This is a genomic window from Rhizobium sp. UBA1881, from assembly GCF_002338015.1.
GTDB lineage: Bacteria > Pseudomonadota > Alphaproteobacteria > Rhizobiales > Rhizobiaceae > Rhizobium.
Genome location: NZ_DDHH01000190.1, coordinates 91,793 through 108,209, shown reverse-complemented (window position 1 = coordinate 108,209; position 16,417 = coordinate 91,793). Strand labels below are relative to the sequence as shown.

Genomic DNA, 16,417 nt, shown 5'->3' with positions numbered 1-16,417 from the left:
GGCTGGCGGATCGAGCCGCCGGTGTCGGTTGCGGTGGCGCCGGCGCAAAGATGGGCTGCAACGGCTGCGGCCGAGCCGCCCGAGGAACCACCGGGAACCAGCTGCTGGTTCGAGCCTGCGGCGCGCCAGGGGTTGATGACCGCGCCGTAATGCGAGGTCTCGTTGGAGGAGCCCATGGCGAACTCGTCCATGTTCAGCTTGCCGAGCATGACGGCGCCGTCGTCCCACAGGTTCTGCGTGACGGTCGATTCGTAATGCGGCTTGAAGCCGTCGAGGATGTGGCTGCAGGCCTGGGTGTGGATGCCTTCGGTGGCGAAGAGATCCTTGATGCCGAGCGGAATGCCTTCGAGCTCGCCACCCTTGCCGCTGGCAAGACGGGCGTCGGAGGCTTCGGCCATCTGCAGGGCCTTTTCAGGCGTCACCTTGATATAGGCGTTGAGCTTGTCGTTGGCCGCCTCGATCGCCGAGATATAGGCTTCGGTGAGTTCGGTTGCTTTGATTTCCTTGGCGCGCAGCTTGGTGCGGGCTTCGGCGATGGTCAGGCTGGTGAGTTCGCTCATGATGGTTCGCTTCAAATCTTGAATGGCAACGAGGTCGGAAAGCGGCGCAAGGCCTTATTCGACGACTTTGGGCACCAGGAAGAAATTCTGATCGGTAACGGGCGCGTTGGAAACGATATCGGCGGCCTTGTTGCCGTCGGTGACGTCGTCGGTGCGCTTCTTCATCAGCATCGGCGTGACCGAGGTCATCGCCTCGACGCCTTCGACATTGACTTCGGAGAGCTGCTCGACGAAGCCCAGGATCCCATTCAACTCGCCGACCATGCGGTTTGCCTCATCTTCGGAGACGGCAATACGGGCAAGGCGCGCAACGCGCTTAACGGTGGCTAGGTCGACGGACATCATATTCTCCGGATGGGATTTTCCCACACGCTATAAAGGCCATGCCCGCTGTGTGCAACGGGCATGGCCTTTCGTTCATTCAGATTTCCGCCCTTTCAACTGAGGGCGAAGTGCGATTGCGTCAGAGAACGACGCTCTCGCTCGGCTTGATCGCCTTCACCTCGGTCTTTGCGCCATCCATGCCGGCGACGAACTTTTCAGGCGTCTGGTCGATGATCGGGAAAGTGCCGTAGTGGCAGGGGATGGCGGTCTTGAAGTTGAAGTAGCGCTGGCAGGCGAGTGCGGCAACGGCACCGCCCATGGTGAAGCGGTCGCCGACCGGGACGAGGCCGATATCGGGCTGGTGCAGCTCGTTGATCAGCGCCATGTCGGAGAAGATGTCGGTGTCGCCCATGGCGAAGATCGAGGCTTCGTCGTCGAAGTGCAGCATCAGGCCATTGGCGCTGCCGAGCGCGTGGGAAACACCGTCCTCGGTGATCTGGGCGGAGGAGTGCAGCGCGTTGGTGAAGGTGGCGGAGAAGCCGCCGAGCGGAACCGTGCCGCCGGTGTTGCCCATCTCGATCTTCGAAATCCCCTTGGTGCCGAGCCAGGAGGCGAGATCGGCGTTGGCGAGGACGACAGCGCCGGTTTCCTTGGCGATGGCGACGGTGTCGCCGACGTGGTCGCCGTGGCCGTGGGTCAACAGGATGTGGGTGACGCCAGCGGTCACGTCCTTGATGTCCTGGCCGGCGAAGGAGCCGTTATGCGTCAGGAACGGGTCGAGAAGGATGGTTGCCTTCGCGGTCTCGATGCGAAAGGCTGAATGGCCTAGCCAAGTGATCTTCATGAAATCTGTCCTTTTATTAAGTGATGCAAAAGCCTGTGTCGATGGGTATGGAGATAACCGATACCGCCGCAAAGAAAAGCGGTCGAGGCTTCAATTTCTTTTGACGGGATGAAACGACGATGACGGTGCTGACGATCGAGGAACTGGCGGCCGCACTTCAGCCGGGACAGGCAATTGCCGGTCTCGACCTCGGCACCAAGACGATCGGGCTTTCGATGTCGGATCTCGGCCGGCGATTCTCGACACCCCGTCCAGTCATCAAGCGTGAGAAATTCACCATCGACGCCGAGGTGCTTCTGAGCTTCGCCCAGAAGGAAAAAGTCGCGGCCTTCGTCATCGGCCTGCCGATGAATATGGACGGATCGGCGGGACCGCGCGTCCAGGCCACGCGCGCCTTCGTGCGCAACATGGAGCAGAAGACGGCCCTGCCCTTCGTCTACTGGGATGAGCGGCTGTCGACGGTTGCCGCCGAGCGGGCGCTGCTGGAGATGGATGTGTCACGCGCCAAGCGTGCCGAACGTATCGATTCGGCGGCCGCGAGCTTCATTCTTCAGGGCGCTCTGGACAGGCTGTCCTTGCTTGGAAGGGCAGCGCTCGAAGAACCGGACGCCTGACGTCCCCGCCACCAGGCGGCAATCTTCTTGCGCCTGCGGAAGGCCATGATGGCGAACACCACGAGGCTATCGACAACGACGGCGCGGGCGACCAGCGGCGGGATGGTTTCGGCCGGAATGCCGAGAATATTGGCATAGACCTGGAAGGTCAGGTCATGGGCCTGGCGCGTGAGCATGAAGATGCCGAAGCTCATGTCGTAGTAGGATAGCCAGTACCAGCCCGCCAGAAACACGATCGGACCGGCCCAGAAGATCAGGAACCACTTCATGCGGTCGCCCCTCTTTGTCGCTTTGCGAATGGCAGATCAAGCGAGACCAGCCATGTCGATAATGCCATCAAACCCAGCACCAGGGCCGGCACCGCGATATCGAGCGCGAGCACGGCAAAGAACATCATCGCGGCAACGAGGAACATGATTCTCGCGATTTTGGTTCGCATGGTTCCAGACAACTCAAACTTTGAAACTGCCTGGTAACCTGACTTCTTAAACACTGCGGCGCAACGTAAACCATTTGTTAAGGTTAACGGCGAAGCGGGAGGCTGTGGGAAAGTTTAGGCCCATTCAGCCGTAAACGCCGCGAACGATGCGTTTCAGTGCCGCTTCTGCCTTCTCCCAGTCCTTCGATGCCTTCAGCGCCAGACCGGCGCACTGCCCGCCGGCTGATGCCGAAAGGACGATATGCTGGATGGCGGCGATGAGAATCGCGTTGACGGCGACGGCGTCGACGCCCTTGGGTGGCGTCAGCGAGCCGCGCATGCGCTCCAGCCAAGTGGCCAGCGCCTTGGAGCGCGCTTCCGAGAGGCGGCGGACCTGCTCGGTGTTTTCAGAGACCTCCCAGGCGACGATGCGGCGCATCAGCGGGTCGTCGCGCAGCGCCTGCAGGAAGAGCAGCGACAGGCGTTCCATCAGGTCGCCATAGGTCAGCAGGAACATGCCGCCGGTATCTTCAGGAATGCGGTCCTTCACCCAAGTGCCGAGATCGGCGCCGATCGCGTCGACCAGCCCGTTGAGGCCGCCGTAGTAGCGATAGATCAGCTGCTTGTCGCAGCCGGCCTTGCGGGCCACGGCGTTGATGCCGAAGTTCTGGAACCCCTCTTCCGCAAGCAGCGCCTTGGCGGCGTTGAGGATCGCCTTTTCTGTCGCGCCACGGTCACGCACACGCTTTTCCGGTTCGGCCTGCGGTGCGCTGGCGATGGGGGTCAAAGGCATGGGGTCATTCAGCATCAGGGACTCGGATTTCAGGTGTCACTCATCGGTGAGTAACAACACCGCTCCGAACCGGCAACGGCGAACCCCTTGAAAGATTGTGGATTGTTTTCAGGCCATGCGAGGCCCGGCAGCGCAATGTCGCCGATCGGCGACATTGATCAGAGCGTCTGACCGAACCAGACGGTGCGCTCGGACGGTTCGACGAGCGACGGACCGAGGCGCGTAAAGCCGCGGGAGCCCCAGAAGCCGATACCGGCGGCATTCGTTGCGCTGGCGCCGAGATGCACGGATTTCACGCCGGCGTCTCTCGCCTGCGAGAGCCACAGGTCGAGCAGCTTCGTTCCCATCCCCTGCCCGCGCAGACGCGACAGCAGGTTCATATGGATATGCGCCGGGAACGCGTCGATGATCGCCGATGGCGTCGACGAAGGATGGTGGATGGCGGCGATGCGTTTCTCGTCGGCGTTCCAGAGTTCGGGATCGCTTTGCGGGCCCGGGTAGGCGCTGCGCAGCGCCGGCCACCAGTCGCGCTCAAGCTGGGCCTGGAACGCACGGGTGTCGTAGACGCCGACGATGTAGCCCGCCACGCCTTCCTCATCCTCGACCACGAAGGCCGTTTCAGGGCTGAGCGTCACGTAAGGCGCGGAATAGATGTGGCCGATGAGCTTACCGTCACCATGCAGTGACGTTGCGTCCTGGCCGGCGTCGCCCGTGACCAGCGAGATGTTGTAGATCTGATCGAGATCGTCGAGTCGGGCTTGGCGCAGCGTTGTCGTCATCAGGATGCCGGCGGATAGAGGAGATCGACGATGTAGCTGGCGTCGAAGCGGCTATCGAGCATGCCGTAGGTGGAGCGCCAGCCGCCGGCGAGACGGGTTTCGATGAAGGCATCGGCGATGCGCCCTGCCCCCAGGCGATAGAGTTCGGCAGCACCGGCCGCGAGCGCCAGCTGCTCGACGAGCAGGCGGGCAGCGCCCTCGTCGCGTTCGCAAAGCGCCATGGCGGCGCGCAGCACGTCGATGGTCTTCTTGCCGGCCGGGCCGAGATCCCTCGCAAGGCCTGCGAAGACGGTCTCGAAGAGATCCTTGCCACGGTTCAGGATACGCAGCACGTCGAGCGCCATGACGTTGCCCGAGCCTTCCCAGATCGCATTGACAGGCGCTTCGCGGTAATGGCGGGCGATCGGGCGCTCCTCGATGTAGCCGCTGCCGCCGATGCACTCCATCGCTTCATAAATGAGCGCAGGCGCGATCTTGCAGCACCAGTATTTGGCAACCGGGGTCATGACGCGGGCATAGGCGGCCTCCTCGGCGCTGCCGCGCGCGCGGTCGAAGGCGTCGGCGAGACGGAAGGAGAGTGCTGTCGCGGCGGCGACGTCGAGCGCCATGTCCGCAAGCACGCGGGTCATGATCGGCTGGCTGACTAGCATCTTGCCGAAGACGCTGCGGCCACGGGTGTGATGCACGGCTTCCGCCAGCGAGGCGCGCATGATGCCAGAGGATGCCAGCGCGCAATCGAGGCGCGTCAGCGTGACCATGTCGAGGATGGTGCGAACACCGGCATCCGGACCGCCGAGCAGGAAGCCGAAGGTATCGCTGAACTCGACCTCGGACGAGGCGTTCGAGCGGTTGCCGACCTTGTCCTTCAGGCGCTGGAACTGCAGGCCGTTGGCCGATCCGTCCTCGAGCAGACGCGGCACCAGGAAGCAGCCCATGCCCTCCTTGGTCTGCGCCAGCATGATGAAGGCGTCGCTCATCGGCGCCGACATGAACCACTTGTGGCCCGACAGGCGGTAGATGCCCTCGCTGACCTTTTCGGCAGACGTCGTGTTCGAGCGGACATCAGTACCGCCCTGCTTTTCGGTCATGCCCATGCCGATGGTGACGGCGGACTTCTGCATGGCCGGCTTGTTCGCCGAATCGTATTTGCGCGACAGGATTCTCGGCGCCCAGTCCTTCTGGACGGCGGGCGACGCGGAGAGAGCGGCAACGGACGCGCTCGTCATGGTGATCGGGCAGAGATGGCCGGTCTCGAGCTGCGAGGAGAGATAGAAGCGAGCTGCGCGGATCTTGTGCGCCTGGTCCTTCGCCTCGGCATCGGCCTGCGGGTCCCAGACGGACGAATGAAGACCAACGGACATGGAGCGGCGCATCAGCGCGTGCCAGGCCGGGTGAAATTCCACGACGTCGAGCCGTTCGCCGCGCGGGCCATGGGTGCGCAGCTGCGGCACGCCCTGGTTTGCCATGCGCGCCAGTTCCTGCGCTTCCGGCGAGGTGACGTAGCGGCCCATATTGTCGAGATCATCGCGAATGCCGCGCGGCAACGCACTAGTGAGGTCGACGATCAGCGGATCGGACCTGTAGGCGTTGATGCCGGACCAAAGGCTCGGCTGGTTGAGTTCGGCGAGTTTTTCTTCAGCGGATGTCATGAATCGCTTCTAGAGTATGAGGCGGGCAAAGGGAAACCGGAAGTTTGGCACTCCTTGTGCTTTAGCCCAATTGCGACAAAATTGCAGGGGGAGAGCGCGGTTTGCCCACAGCGCATGCTTGCCGCCGCCGCACGCACTCTTTATAGAGCCGCTGACGACAGCATAGAGGCAGGTTCATGGTCTTCTTTCCCCACCGCCACCTCATCGGTATCAAAGGGCTCACAGAGCAGGATATCACCTTTCTCCTCGACAAGGCCGACGAGGCCGTCAAGATCAGTCGACAGCGAGAGAAAAAGACGTCGACCCTCAGGGGACTGACGCAGATCAATCTGTTTTTCGAAGCATCCACCCGCACGCAGGCCTCCTTCGAGCTTGCCGGCAAGCGCCTCGGCGCCGACGTGATGAACATGTCGGTCGGCAATTCCTCGGTGAAGAAGGGCGAAACGCTGATCGACACGGCGATGACGCTGAACGCGATGCGCCCCGACGTGCTGGTTATCCGGCACTCCAGCGCGGGCGCCGCGGCACTGCTCGCGCAGAAGGTCTCCTGCTCGGTGGTCAATGCCGGCGACGGCCAGCACGAGCATCCGACACAGGCGCTGCTCGACGCGCTGACGATCCGCCGCGCCAAGGGCAAGCTGTCTCGCATCATCGTCGCCATCTGCGGCGACGTGCTGCACTCGCGCGTGGCGCGCTCCAACATCCTGCTCCTCAACGCCATGGGCGCCAGGGTTCGCGTCGTGGCACCGGCCACGCTGCTTCCTGCCGGGATCGCCGACATGGGCGTCGAGGTCTTCCATTCGATGAAGGAAGGCCTCAAGGACGCCGACGTCGTCATGATGCTCCGCTTGCAGCGCGAGCGCATGTCCGGCGCCTTCGTGCCGTCGGTGCGAGAATACTTCCACTTCTACGGTCTCGACGCGGAAACGCTGAAGGCGGCGAAGGAAGATGCGCTGGTCATGCACCCTGGACCGATGAACCGCGGGGTGGAAATCGCCTCCGAGGTCGCTGACGGGCCGCAGAGCGTGATCGCCGAACAGGTCGAAATGGGTGTCGCCGTACGCATGGCTGTCATGGAAACGCTGCTGATCTCGCAGAACCAGGGTCCCCGCAGCGAAGGAGCCGGCGCATGAGCAACTCGATCGTCTTCAAGAACGTTCGCATCATCGACCCCTCCCGCAATCTGGACGAAGTCGGCGCGATCGTCGTCGAGGACGGCGTGATCGTCGCATCCGGCAAGGATGCGCTGAACGAGGCCGTGCCCGCCGGCGCGACGGTGCGCGACTGCACGGGGCTTGTCGCGGCACCCGGTCTCGTGGATGCGCGCGTCCATATCGGCGAGCCTGGAGCCGAGCATCGCGAAACGATCGAGTCGGCCAGCCGGGCCGCTGCCGCGGGCGGCGTGACCTCGATCATCATGATGCCCGATACCGATCCCGTGATCGACGACATCGCGCTGGTGGAGTTCGTGAAGAAGACCGCCCGCGACAAAGCGCTGGTCAATGTCTATCCGGCAGCGGCGATCACCAAGGGTCTCGCCGGCGAGGAGATGAGCGAGATCGGCATGCTGATGGAAGCCGGCGCGGTGGCCTTCACCGACGGCCGCTCCAGCATCCACGACGCGCAGGTTCTGCGCCGGGTGATGACCTATGCGCGCGAATTCGGCGCGGTGATCTCCTGCGAAACACGCGACCAGCATCTGGCCGCCGGCGGCGTCATGAACGAGGGGCTGTTCGCAAGCTGGCTCGGTCTCAGCGGCATTCCGCGCGAGACAGAACTGATCCCGCTGGAGCGTGACCTGCGCATCGCCAAGCTGACGCGCGGCAAGTACCACGCGGCGATGATCTCGGTGCCCGAATCCGTCGAGGCGATCGAGCTGGCGAAGAGCCGTGGCGCGACGGTCACCTGCGGCATCTCGATCAACAATCTGGCGCTCAACGAAAACGACATCGGCGAGTACCGTACCTTCTTCAAGCTCTATCCGCCGCTGCGTTCGGAAGACGATCGCGTGGCGATGGTGGATGCGCTGGCGCGCGGAGCGATCGATATCATCGTGTCCTCGCACGACCCGCAGGACGTCGATACCAAACGCCTGCCCTTCGGCGAGGCTGCCGACGGTGCCGTCGGGCTCGAGACCATGCTCGCGGCAGCGCTTCGCCTGCACCACAGCGGGCATGTGACGCTGATGCGCCTGATCGATGCGATGTCGACGCGGCCGGCGCAGATCTTCGGCCTCGATGCTGGCACGCTGAAGCCCGGCGCCAAGGCGGATATCGTGCTGATCGATCTCGAAGAGCCTTGGATTGTCGCCAAGGACATGCTTCTCTCGCGCTCGAAGAACACGCCGTTCGAGGACGCGCGCTTCAGCGGACGTGCGGTCGCGACCTATGTCGCCGGCCAGTGCGTGCATACATTATAAGAAGACAAGTGGGGGAACATGGGCGCTGATCTCATGACGTGGCAGATCACCTGGCAAATCGCGCTGGCGGCGGCCGCCATCGGCTATCTGCTGGGCTCCATTCCGTTCGGACTGATCCTCACGCGCGCAGTCGGGCTCGGCGATGTGCGCAGCATCGGCTCGGGCAATATCGGCGCGACCAATGTTCTTCGGACCGGCAACAAGAAGCTGGCGGCGGCGACGCTGCTGCTGGACGCGCTGAAGGCATCGGCGGCGGCGTGGATCGTCTCCTACTTCTTCGGCTCGGAAGCCGCCGTCATCGCCGGCTTCTTCGCCTTCATCGGCCACCTCTTCCCCGTCTGGATCGGCTTCAAGGGCGGCAAGGGCGTCGCCACCTATATCGGCACGCTGCTTGGCGTCGCACCGCTGATGGTTCTCGCCTTCGCGGCGGTCTGGCTCGGCGTTGCTTTCCTGACCCGTTATTCTTCTCTTTCCGCACTGGTTGCAATGCTTGTCATTCCGGTTGCATTGTGGATACTGGGTGCAGAGAAGGTTGCAGCGATCATGGCGATCATGACGGTGATCTCCTACTGGAAGCACAAGGCCAACATCAGCCGTCTATTGAGCGGCACGGAAAGCAAGATCGGGGCAAAGGGATAGGATAGATGGACGCACGCAGCGCAAGGCCAAAAGGAATTGCGCTGACGGACAGGCAAAGGATTGCCTGGTTGCGTCTCATCCGCTCCGACAATGTCGGCCCGGCCACCTTTCGTGATCTCATCAATCATTTCGGTTCTGCGGAAGCAGCGCTTGCCGCCCTGCCCGGCCTTTCGGCACGCGGCGGCGCAACGCGGGCGATCCGGATCGCCACCGAGAGCGAAGCGCTGAAGGAACTCGATGCGGCGCACAGGTTCGGCGCGCGCTTTGTCGGCATCGGCGAGCCGGAATATCCGCAGGCGCTGAAACAGATCGACGGGGCGCCGCCACTGCTCGCGGTAAAAGGAAATCTCGCGGCAACGGCGCAGCCGGCCGTCGGCATCGTCGGTTCGCGCAATGCTTCGATATCAGGCGCGAAGTTCGCGGCGATGATCGCGAGAGAATGCGGGCGTGTCGGTTATGCTGTTATCTCCGGCCTTGCGCGTGGCATCGATACGGCCGCCCATCGCGCCAGCCTCGACACCGGCACGATCGCCGCCATGGCTGGCGGGCTCGATCAGCCCTACCCTCCCGAAAACGCCGGACTGCTTGAGGAAATCTGGAACGGCAACGGCCTGGCCGTTAGTGAAATGCCGTTCGGCTGGGAGCCTCGCGCACGTGACTTTCCGAGACGCAACAGGCTGATCGCCGGCATCTCGCTTGGGACGGTCGTGGTGGAAGCAGCGACGCGATCGGGCTCGCTGATCACGGCGCGGCTCGCCGGAGAGTTCGGCAGGCTGGTCTTTGCGGTTCCCGGCTCGCCGCTCGATCCACGATGCCACGGCACCAACGGGTTGCTGAAGGATGGCGCGATGATCGTTACCGCGCCGGACGATGTCATCAGCGCGCTTGCGCCGATATCGCAGCTCGACCTGTTTACCGCGCCGCTTGCCGAGGAGCCGGAACGCGGCGGCGGATCGTCGCTGCTGCCGCCTGATGAGACCGACAGGGCGCGCATCATCGACGCTCTTGGGCCGACGCCCGTGGAGATCGACGATATCATCCGGCACACGGAGCTCAGCGCCTCGGCCGTCTATCTCGTGCTGCTGGAGCTCGACATTGCCGGGCGGCTGCACCGACACCCAGGCGGGATGGTGTCCATTGCAATGGAGGTGTGACGACTTACATATGGGCGAGTTACATCCGGGCCACTTACATACGAGCCTGGAGATCGCCGGCTTCGACATATGCCATCTCGATCAGATAGCAGAGCATGTCGGCCTTTTCCTTTTCCGCCACCTGACGCAACTCGGCGAGCATCTGGCGGATGAAGGCAATGTTCTCGCGGGAGCCGGATCGGCCGGTATCCTTCTTTGCGTACTTAACCGTCATGAAAGCACTCGCGCCCCAATTGGGAAGGGTTGATCGTCGCAGCCTGAACCACACGCGAAAAACGATATCGCAATAATCAGAAATTGCAATATGCGTCATATCGTCTTTTGGTTGCAACGCGTTGCAATGCGTAAAAATGCACTCAAAGTACTTGACCGAAACGAATTCCCTGTCCATGTCGGAGAACCGGCGACCGTGACACGGCAGGTCCTCTGCCCTGATATAGGCCGGCTGGCATCCATTTTTAGAGAATCATCATGAATGTTGTAGTGGTGGAATCGCCCTCGAAGGCCAAGACGATCAACAAGTATCTGGGACCCGGATACAAGGTGCTCGCCTCCTTTGGCCACGTCCGCGATCTCCCCGCCAAGGACGGCTCCGTGCTGCCCGACCAGGATTTCGAAATGCTGTGGGAGGTCGATGGGGCCTCGGCCAAGCGTATGAAGGACATCGCCGACGCGGTGAAGTCCTCCGACGGCCTGTTCCTCGCAACCGACCCTGATCGCGAAGGCGAAGCGATCTCCTGGCATGTGCTCGATATGCTGAACAAGAAGCGCGTGCTCGGCGGCAAGACCGTCAAGCGCGTCGTCTTCAACGCGATCACCAAGAAGGCCGTGCTCGACGCGATGGCCGAGCCGCGCGATATCGATGTGCCGCTGGTCGACGCCTATCTGGCGCGCCGCGCTCTCGACTATCTGGTCGGCTTCAATCTTTCGCCGGTGCTCTGGCGCAAGCTGCCCGGCGCCCGCTCGGCGGGACGTGTTCAGTCGGTGGCGCTGCGCCTCGTCTGCGACCGCGAATCCGAGATCGAGCGCTTCGTCTCCGAGGAATACTGGAACATCTCGGCGCTGCTGAAGACACCGCGCGGTGACGAGTTCGAGGCGAAGCTGGTTGCGGCGAATGGCAAGCGGTTGCAGGCACGTTCGATCGGCAATGGCGACGAGGCCGGCAAGCTGAAGGCGCTGCTCGAAGGCGCGTCCTACGTCGTCGACACCGTCGAGGCCAAGCCAGTCAAGCGCAACCCGGGACCACCCTTCACAACCTCCACGCTGCAGCAGGCCGCTTCCTCGAAGCTCGGCTTTTCGGCATCGCGCACCATGCAGGTCGCGCAGAAGCTCTACGAAGGCTTCGACATCGGCGGCGAGACGGTCGGTCTGATCACCTACATGCGTACCGACGGCGTGCAGATGGCGCCCGAAGCGATCGATGCGGCGCGTGGCGCCATCGTCGACCAGTTCGGCCAGCGCTACCTGCCGGAGAAGGCCCGCCTCTATTCGACCAAGGCGAAGAACGCCCAGGAAGCCCACGAAGCCATCCGCCCGACGGACTTCAACCGCTCGCCGGACAAGGTTCGCCAGTATCTCGACGCCGACCAGATCAAGCTCTACGACCTGATCTGGAAGCGCGGTATCGCCAGCCAGATGGCGTCGGCCGAGATCGAGCGCACGACCGCCGAGATCATCGCAGACAACAACGGCGAGAAGGCCGGATTGCGCGCCGTCGGTTCCGTCATCCGCTTCGACGGCTTTATCGCCGCCTATACGGACCAGAAGGAAGACGGCGAGCAGAGCGACGACGGCGACGAGGATGGCCGCCTGCCGGAGATCAATGCGCGCGAAAACCTCGCCAAGCAGAAGATCAATTCGAGCCAGCACTTCACCGAACCGCCGCCGCGCTACTCGGAAGCGTCGCTGATCAAGAAGATGGAAGAGCTCGGCATCGGCCGCCCGTCCACTTATGCCGCGACGCTCGCGACCCTTCGCGACCGCGAATATGTGATCATCGACAAGCGCAAGCTGATCCCGCACTCCAAGGGACGGCTGGTGACGGCGTTCCTCGAAGGCTTCTTCACCAAGTATGTCGAGTACGATTTCACGGCTGATCTCGAAGAGAAGCTCGACCGGATTTCCGCCGGCGAGCTGAACTGGAAGCAGGTTCTGCGCGACTTCTGGAAGGATTTCTTCGCGCAGATCGAAGACACCAAGGAACTGCGCGTCACCAACGTTCTCGATTCGCTGAACGAATCGCTCGCGCCGCTGGTGTTTCCAAAGCGCGAGGACGGCAGCGATCCCCGGATCTGCCAGGTCTGCGGCACGGGCAACTTGTCGCTGAAGCTCGGCAAGTACGGCGCCTTCGTCGGCTGCTCGAATTACCCCGAGTGCAATTACACGCGCCAGCTTTCTTCCGAAGGCGGCGCGGAGGCAGAGGGTGCTGCGCTGAACGAGCCGAAGGCGCTCGGCACCGATCCCGTCACAGGCGAGGAACTGACGCTGCGCTCAGGCCGCTTCGGGCCTTACGTCCAGCGCGGCGACGGCAAGGAGGCCAAACGCTCCTCTCTGCCGAAGGGCTGGAAGCCCGAGGATATCGACTATGAAAAGGCGATGGCGCTGATTTCGCTGCCGCGCGATATCGGCAAGCATCCGGAATCGGGCAAGATGATCTCGGCCGGCATCGGCCGTTATGGACCGTTCCTGCTGCATGATGGCGGTTACGCTAATCTCGAGACCGTCGAGGACGTCTTCAGCATCGGCCTCAACCGCGCGGTCACCGTGATCGCCGAAAAGGCCGCGAAGGGTCCCGGCGGGCGTGGTCGCACGGCAGCGGCCGCCCTGAAGGAGCTCGGCGAGCATCCCGATGGCGGCGGCGCAATCACCGTGCGCGACGGCAAGTACGGCCCCTACGTCAACTGGGGCAAGGTCAACGCGACGCTGCCCAAGGGCACCGACCCGCAGGCGCTGACCGTCGAGGAAGCCGTGGCGCTGATCACCGCCAAGGCCGGCAAGGCGCCGGCGGCCAAGAGCAAGGCGAAGCCGAAAGCGAAGGCCAAGGCTGCGGCGAGCGATGACGAGAAGCCGGCAAAGGCAGCCGCCAAGCCGAAGGCAAAAGCCAAGGCGCCCGCCAAAAAAGCTGCGGCACCCGCAAAGAAGAAAAAGAGCGAAGAGTGACCAGAATCCCGCGGGAACCAAAGGGCATGGGCAAGCGTCCCGACAAGACGGGACGCTCCAGCAGGGCGCCCGCCGTCGAGCCACTCAACATCCAGCACGGCGCGCTTCCCTCGCGCGAAGTGATCCTGCGCTTCATCGCCGATCACCCGCAGAAGGCCTCCAAGCGCGAGCTTGCCAAGGCCTTCGGGCTGAAGGGTGACAGCCGCGTCGAGCTCAAGCACCTGCTGCGTGATCTCGAACAGGAAGGCATGCTGCAGAAGACGCGCAAGTCGCTGATCCGCCCCGGCGCGCTGCCGCCGGTCACCGTGCTCGACATCACCACGCGCGACAAGGACGGCGGACTGATCGGCCGTCCGGCGGAATGGTCGGACGAGATGGGCGTCGCGCCTGCCGTCTCCATTCGGCAGTCCTCCTCGCCCGCCGGCCGCAACGGCAAGGGCAAGGCGCCCGTCGCCGGCATGGGCGACCGCATTCTCGCGAAGATTTTTGCCGCGACCGATCGCGGCGGTCCGGCCTATACGGCGCGCATCATCAAGATCCTCGACAAGCGCCGCGGCGCGCTGCTCGGCGTCTTCAAGGACGCGCCCGGCGGCGGTGGACGCTTGCTGCCGATCGAGCGGCGCGGCGAGGAAATGCTGATCGACCCCGATGACAAGGGCGACGCCAAGGACGGCGATCTGGTCGAGGTCGAAGTCGCGCGCCTGCGCAGCTTCGGACTGCCGCGCGCCAAGGTGCTCTCGATCGTGGGCTCGGTCGCTTCGGAAAAAGCGATCTCGATGATCGCCATCCATGCCCATGGCATCCCCTATATCTTCCCGCCGGCCGTGGTTGCCGAGGCGGATGACGCCAAGCCCGCGACCATGTCGCACCGCGAGGACTGGCGCGACGTGCCGCTCATCACCATCGACCCGGCTGATGCCAAGGACCATGACGACGCCGTCTATGCCGAGCACGATCCCTCGCCCGACAACGAAGGCGGCGTCATCGTCACTGTGGCCATCGCCGATGTCTCCTACTACGTGCGCCCTAATTCGCCGCTCGACCGCGAGGCGCTGAAGCGCGGCAACTCGGTCTACTTCCCCGACCGCGTCGTTCCCATGCTGCCAGAGCGGATCTCCAACGATCTCTGCTCGCTGCGCGAGGGACAGGACCGTCCGGCGCTGGCCGTGCGCATGACCTTCTCGAAGGAAGGTCGCAAGGCGGGACACACCTTCCATCGCGTGATGATGAAGAGTGCCGCCAAGCTCTCCTACCAGCAGGCGCAGGCCGCGATCGACGGCAATCCCGACGACAAGGCCGGGCCGCTGCTGGAGCCGATCCTGAAGCCGCTGTGGCATGCCTATGAGGTGATGAAGCGTGGCCGCGAGCGCCGGCAGCCGCTGGAACTCGACATGCCTGAGCGCAAGATCCAGCTGAAGCCCGACGGCACCGTCGACCGCGTTGTCGTGCCGCCGCGTCTCGATGCGCACAAGCTCATCGAAGAGATGATGATCCAGGCCAACGTCGCGGCCGCCGAGACGCTGGAAAAGAAGAAGCAGCCGCTGATCTATCGCGTGCACGACGGCCCGTCGCTCTCCAAGCAGGAAATCCTGCGCGAGTTTCTGGCAACGCTCGGCATTACGCTCGCCAAGGGCGGCAACATGCGCGCCAACAACTTCAACGGCATTCTCGCCAAGGCCGAGGACACGCCACACCAGACGATGGTCAACGAGATGGTGCTGCGCTCGCAGAGCCAGGCGATCTATAGCCCCGAGAATATCGGGCACTTCGGCCTGAACCTGATGAAGTACGCGCACTTCACCTCGCCGATCCGCCGCTATGCCGACTTGATCGTGCATCGCGCGCTCGTCGGCTCGCTCGGCTTCGGCGAAGGTGGGATCACGCCCGACGAAGAAGCGGCGCTCGACGATATCGCAGCGGAGATCTCCACCTTCGAGCGGCGGGCGATGGCCGCCGAACGCGAAACGGTCGACCGCCTCATCGCCCATCACCTTGCCGGCCGTATCGGCGAGGAATTCGATGGACGCGTGGGAGGTGTGACGAAATCGGGACTATTTGTCGCCCTGCCGGACTATGGAGCGGACGGCTTCATTCCTATATCTACACTGGGAATGGACTACTTCATCTATGATGAGGCGCATCAGGCACTGTCAGGTGAAAAGACCGGCCTCGGCTACCGCCTGGGAGACAGTGTCAAGGTGAAGCTGGTGGAAGCCATTCCGCTGGCCGGCGCGCTTCGGTTCGAGATGGTGAGCGAGGGGCGCAAGATGCCCACCGCCGTGCGTTCATTCCACAAGGGCGGCCGCCGCGACGCAAGCCGCGCGCGCAAGCAGGCCGGGACAAGACCCCCGAGAGGGCGTCGATAGGCGTTTTGGGACGCCGGGAAGGAAGTGCAGTCATGACGACCACCTCGAACAGCCAGGCGATCCAATACGGCGATGTCGATGAAACCAAGCGCCCGCTCGGCCAATCGATCAAGCGTGGCCTTCTCGGCCGTTGCCCGGCTTGTGGCAGCGGCAAGTTGTTCCGCGCCTACCTGAAGCCGGTGGACAATTGTGCCGCCTGTGGCGAAGCCATGCACCACCATCGCGCCGACGACCTGCCGCCCTACATCACCATCGTCATCGTCGGCCACGTGATCATCGCCGGCTACATGATGACCGATCTGATCTGGCCGATGCCGCTCTGGCTCACTTTCGCCATCTGGACGCCGCTGACGCTGCTCGCCACGCTGCTGATCATCCAGCCGATCAAGGGCGGGGTCATCGGGCTGCAATGGGCGCTGAAGATGCATGGTTTCGGCGGCCATAGCGATGAGCAGGATCAGTACGAAATCCCCGGCCGCCGGCATCAAGGCTGAAGACTTTCCTTGAACCTTCACCATCACGACATATTTGGCGTGTAGCAGCGCCGGATGTGCTGCGAACTCTGTTTGAGGCACCATGTCAACGCGTGCGATGGTAGGCTTATTTGACTGAATCTCGTCCACCGCAATCAGATCATTGCAGCCAACCTTGTTCATCTAGTAAAGCACACACGTCATCTGGGTCTGAGCCGTCATCTGA

17 protein-coding genes are annotated in these 16,417 nt (G+C 63.2%); 8 read left to right on the top strand and 9 right to left on the bottom strand.

The annotated features are described in order from the left end of the window. From B3605_RS23375 to B3605_RS23365, 3 genes are all read right to left on the bottom strand, one after another. Positions 1–560: amidase (locus tag B3605_RS23375; protein WP_296436392.1), on the bottom strand; the 560-nt coding region annotated here is incomplete at its 3' end. A 54-nt stretch (positions 561–614) separates the two neighbouring features. After that, complete coding sequence (gene gatC, locus B3605_RS23370; RefSeq protein ID WP_018900164.1) at positions 615–902, bottom strand: Asp-tRNA(Asn)/Glu-tRNA(Gln) amidotransferase subunit GatC; 288 nt, start codon at positions 900–902, stop codon at positions 615–617. Positions 903–1,023: 121 nt separating this feature from the next. Continuing rightward, positions 1,024–1,728, bottom strand: coding sequence for a metal-dependent hydrolase (locus B3605_RS23365; protein WP_112941522.1), 705 nt, complete (start codon positions 1,726–1,728; stop codon positions 1,024–1,026). Between the two features lie 119 nt (positions 1,729–1,847). Here B3605_RS23365 and ruvX point away from each other — a divergent pair, with 119 nt between their 5' ends. Next, positions 1,848–2,342 (top strand): Holliday junction resolvase RuvX, encoded by a 495-nt coding sequence (gene ruvX / locus B3605_RS23360; protein WP_112941523.1) that lies wholly within the window; start codon positions 1,848–1,850, stop codon positions 2,340–2,342. Here the strand turns inward: ruvX and B3605_RS23355 are convergent. The 5 genes from B3605_RS23355 to B3605_RS23335 all read right to left on the bottom strand — a co-directional run bounded on the left by B3605_RS23355 (position 2,279) and on the right by B3605_RS23335 (position 5,981). Further along, positions 2,279–2,611 carry a DUF6105 family protein gene (locus B3605_RS23355; RefSeq protein ID WP_018900167.1) on the bottom strand — a complete coding sequence of 111 codons (333 nt, stop codon included), beginning with the start codon at positions 2,609–2,611 and terminating at the stop codon, positions 2,279–2,281. The two genes, ruvX and B3605_RS23355, sit on opposite strands and share 64 nt — an antisense overlap. Further along, positions 2,608–2,835 carry a hypothetical protein gene (locus B3605_RS23350; RefSeq protein WP_162725030.1) on the bottom strand — a complete coding sequence of 76 codons (228 nt, stop codon included), beginning with the start codon at positions 2,833–2,835 and terminating at the stop codon, positions 2,608–2,610. The genes B3605_RS23355 and B3605_RS23350 overlap by 4 nt, the downstream gene beginning before the upstream one ends. Before the next feature lie 70 nt (positions 2,836–2,905). After that, entirely contained in the window at positions 2,906–3,568 is a 663-nt protein-coding gene (locus B3605_RS23345; RefSeq protein WP_047510546.1) for a TetR/AcrR family transcriptional regulator, read from the bottom strand. A gap of 143 nt (positions 3,569–3,711) precedes the next feature. Beyond that, a complete protein-coding gene (locus B3605_RS23340) occupies positions 3,712–4,332 on the bottom strand; it encodes a GNAT family N-acetyltransferase (RefSeq protein WP_112941524.1) in 621 nt (206 codons plus the stop codon). Continuing rightward, on the bottom strand, positions 4,332–5,981 hold the full coding sequence (locus B3605_RS23335) for an acyl-CoA dehydrogenase family protein (RefSeq protein ID WP_296436386.1): 1,650 nt from the start codon (positions 5,979–5,981) through the stop codon (positions 4,332–4,334). The genes B3605_RS23340 and B3605_RS23335 overlap by 1 nt, the downstream gene beginning before the upstream one ends. 176 nt (positions 5,982–6,157) lie before the next feature. Here B3605_RS23335 and B3605_RS23330 point away from each other — a divergent pair, with 176 nt between their 5' ends. From B3605_RS23330 to dprA, 4 genes are read left to right on the top strand one after another with little or no spacing between them, the layout of a single operon-like run. Beyond that, a complete protein-coding gene (locus tag B3605_RS23330; protein WP_018900172.1) occupies positions 6,158–7,114 on the top strand; it encodes an aspartate carbamoyltransferase catalytic subunit in 957 nt (318 codons plus the stop codon). Next, a complete protein-coding gene (locus tag B3605_RS23325) occupies positions 7,111–8,400 on the top strand; it encodes a dihydroorotase (protein WP_112941526.1) in 1,290 nt (429 codons plus the stop codon). Before B3605_RS23330 ends, B3605_RS23325 begins: the two co-directional genes overlap by 4 nt. An 18-nt stretch (positions 8,401–8,418) precedes the next feature. Beyond that, positions 8,419–9,039 carry a glycerol-3-phosphate 1-O-acyltransferase PlsY gene (plsY, locus tag B3605_RS23320; protein WP_112941527.1) on the top strand — a complete coding sequence of 207 codons (621 nt, stop codon included), beginning with the start codon at positions 8,419–8,421 and terminating at the stop codon, positions 9,037–9,039. Positions 9,040–9,044: 5 nt separating this feature from the next. Continuing rightward, complete coding sequence (gene dprA / locus B3605_RS23315) at positions 9,045–10,193, top strand: DNA-processing protein DprA (protein ID WP_112941528.1); 1,149 nt, start codon at positions 9,045–9,047, stop codon at positions 10,191–10,193. A 34-nt stretch (positions 10,194–10,227) separates the two neighbouring features. Here dprA and B3605_RS23310 read toward each other — a convergent pair whose 3' ends face one another. After that, positions 10,228–10,407, bottom strand: coding sequence for a hypothetical protein (locus B3605_RS23310; RefSeq protein ID WP_296436396.1), 180 nt, complete (start codon positions 10,405–10,407; stop codon positions 10,228–10,230). Positions 10,408–10,664: 257 nt separating this feature from the next. On the opposite strand from B3605_RS23310, the gene topA reads away from it, so the two are divergent. The 3 genes from topA to B3605_RS23295 are packed head-to-tail and all read left to right on the top strand — an operon-like array spanning position 10,665 to position 16,212. Next, the gene (gene topA / locus B3605_RS23305) at positions 10,665–13,352 is read left to right on the top strand and encodes a type I DNA topoisomerase (RefSeq protein ID WP_112941529.1); all 2,688 of its coding nucleotides are present in this window, start codon (positions 10,665–10,667) and stop codon (positions 13,350–13,352) included. Then, positions 13,349–15,718, top strand: a complete 2,370-nt coding sequence (gene rnr, locus B3605_RS23300; protein ID WP_183794662.1) for a ribonuclease R — start codon at positions 13,349–13,351, stop codon at positions 15,716–15,718. Before topA ends, rnr begins: the two co-directional genes overlap by 4 nt. A 32-nt stretch (positions 15,719–15,750) precedes the next feature. Next, positions 15,751–16,212 (top strand): DUF983 domain-containing protein, encoded by a 462-nt coding sequence (locus B3605_RS23295; RefSeq protein WP_112941531.1) that lies wholly within the window; start codon positions 15,751–15,753, stop codon positions 16,210–16,212. Positions 16,213–16,417: the final 205 nt, after the last annotated feature.

Bases quoted from the DNA above. Each gene is read 5' to 3' on its own strand.
- gatC (WP_018900164.1), bottom strand. From the start codon at position 902: ATGTCCGTCGACCTAGCCACCGTTAAGCGCGTTGCGCGCCTTGCCCGT.
- B3605_RS23365 (WP_112941522.1), bottom strand. From the start codon at position 1,728: ATGAAGATCACTTGGCTAGGCCATTCAGCCTTTCGCATCGAGACCGCG.
- ruvX (WP_112941523.1), top strand. From the start codon at position 1,848: ATGACGGTGCTGACGATCGAGGAACTGGCGGCCGCACTTCAGCCGGGA.
- B3605_RS23355 (WP_018900167.1), bottom strand. From the start codon at position 2,611: ATGAAGTGGTTCCTGATCTTCTGGGCCGGTCCGATCGTGTTTCTGGCG.
- B3605_RS23345 (WP_047510546.1), bottom strand. From the start codon at position 3,568: ATGCTGAATGACCCCATGCCTTTGACCCCCATCGCCAGCGCACCGCAG.
- B3605_RS23340 (WP_112941524.1), bottom strand. From the start codon at position 4,332: ATGACGACAACGCTGCGCCAAGCCCGACTCGACGATCTCGATCAGATC.
- B3605_RS23335 (WP_296436386.1), bottom strand. From the start codon at position 5,981: ATGACATCCGCTGAAGAAAAACTCGCCGAACTCAACCAGCCGAGCCTT.
- B3605_RS23330 (WP_018900172.1), top strand. From the start codon at position 6,158: ATGGTCTTCTTTCCCCACCGCCACCTCATCGGTATCAAAGGGCTCACA.
- B3605_RS23325 (WP_112941526.1), top strand. From the start codon at position 7,111: ATGAGCAACTCGATCGTCTTCAAGAACGTTCGCATCATCGACCCCTCC.
- plsY (WP_112941527.1), top strand. From the start codon at position 8,419: ATGGGCGCTGATCTCATGACGTGGCAGATCACCTGGCAAATCGCGCTG.
- dprA (WP_112941528.1), top strand. From the start codon at position 9,045: ATGGACGCACGCAGCGCAAGGCCAAAAGGAATTGCGCTGACGGACAGG.
- B3605_RS23310 (WP_296436396.1), bottom strand. From the start codon at position 10,407: ATGACGGTTAAGTACGCAAAGAAGGATACCGGCCGATCCGGCTCCCGC.
- topA (WP_112941529.1), top strand. From the start codon at position 10,665: ATGAATGTTGTAGTGGTGGAATCGCCCTCGAAGGCCAAGACGATCAAC.
- B3605_RS23295 (WP_112941531.1), top strand. From the start codon at position 15,751: ATGACGACCACCTCGAACAGCCAGGCGATCCAATACGGCGATGTCGAT.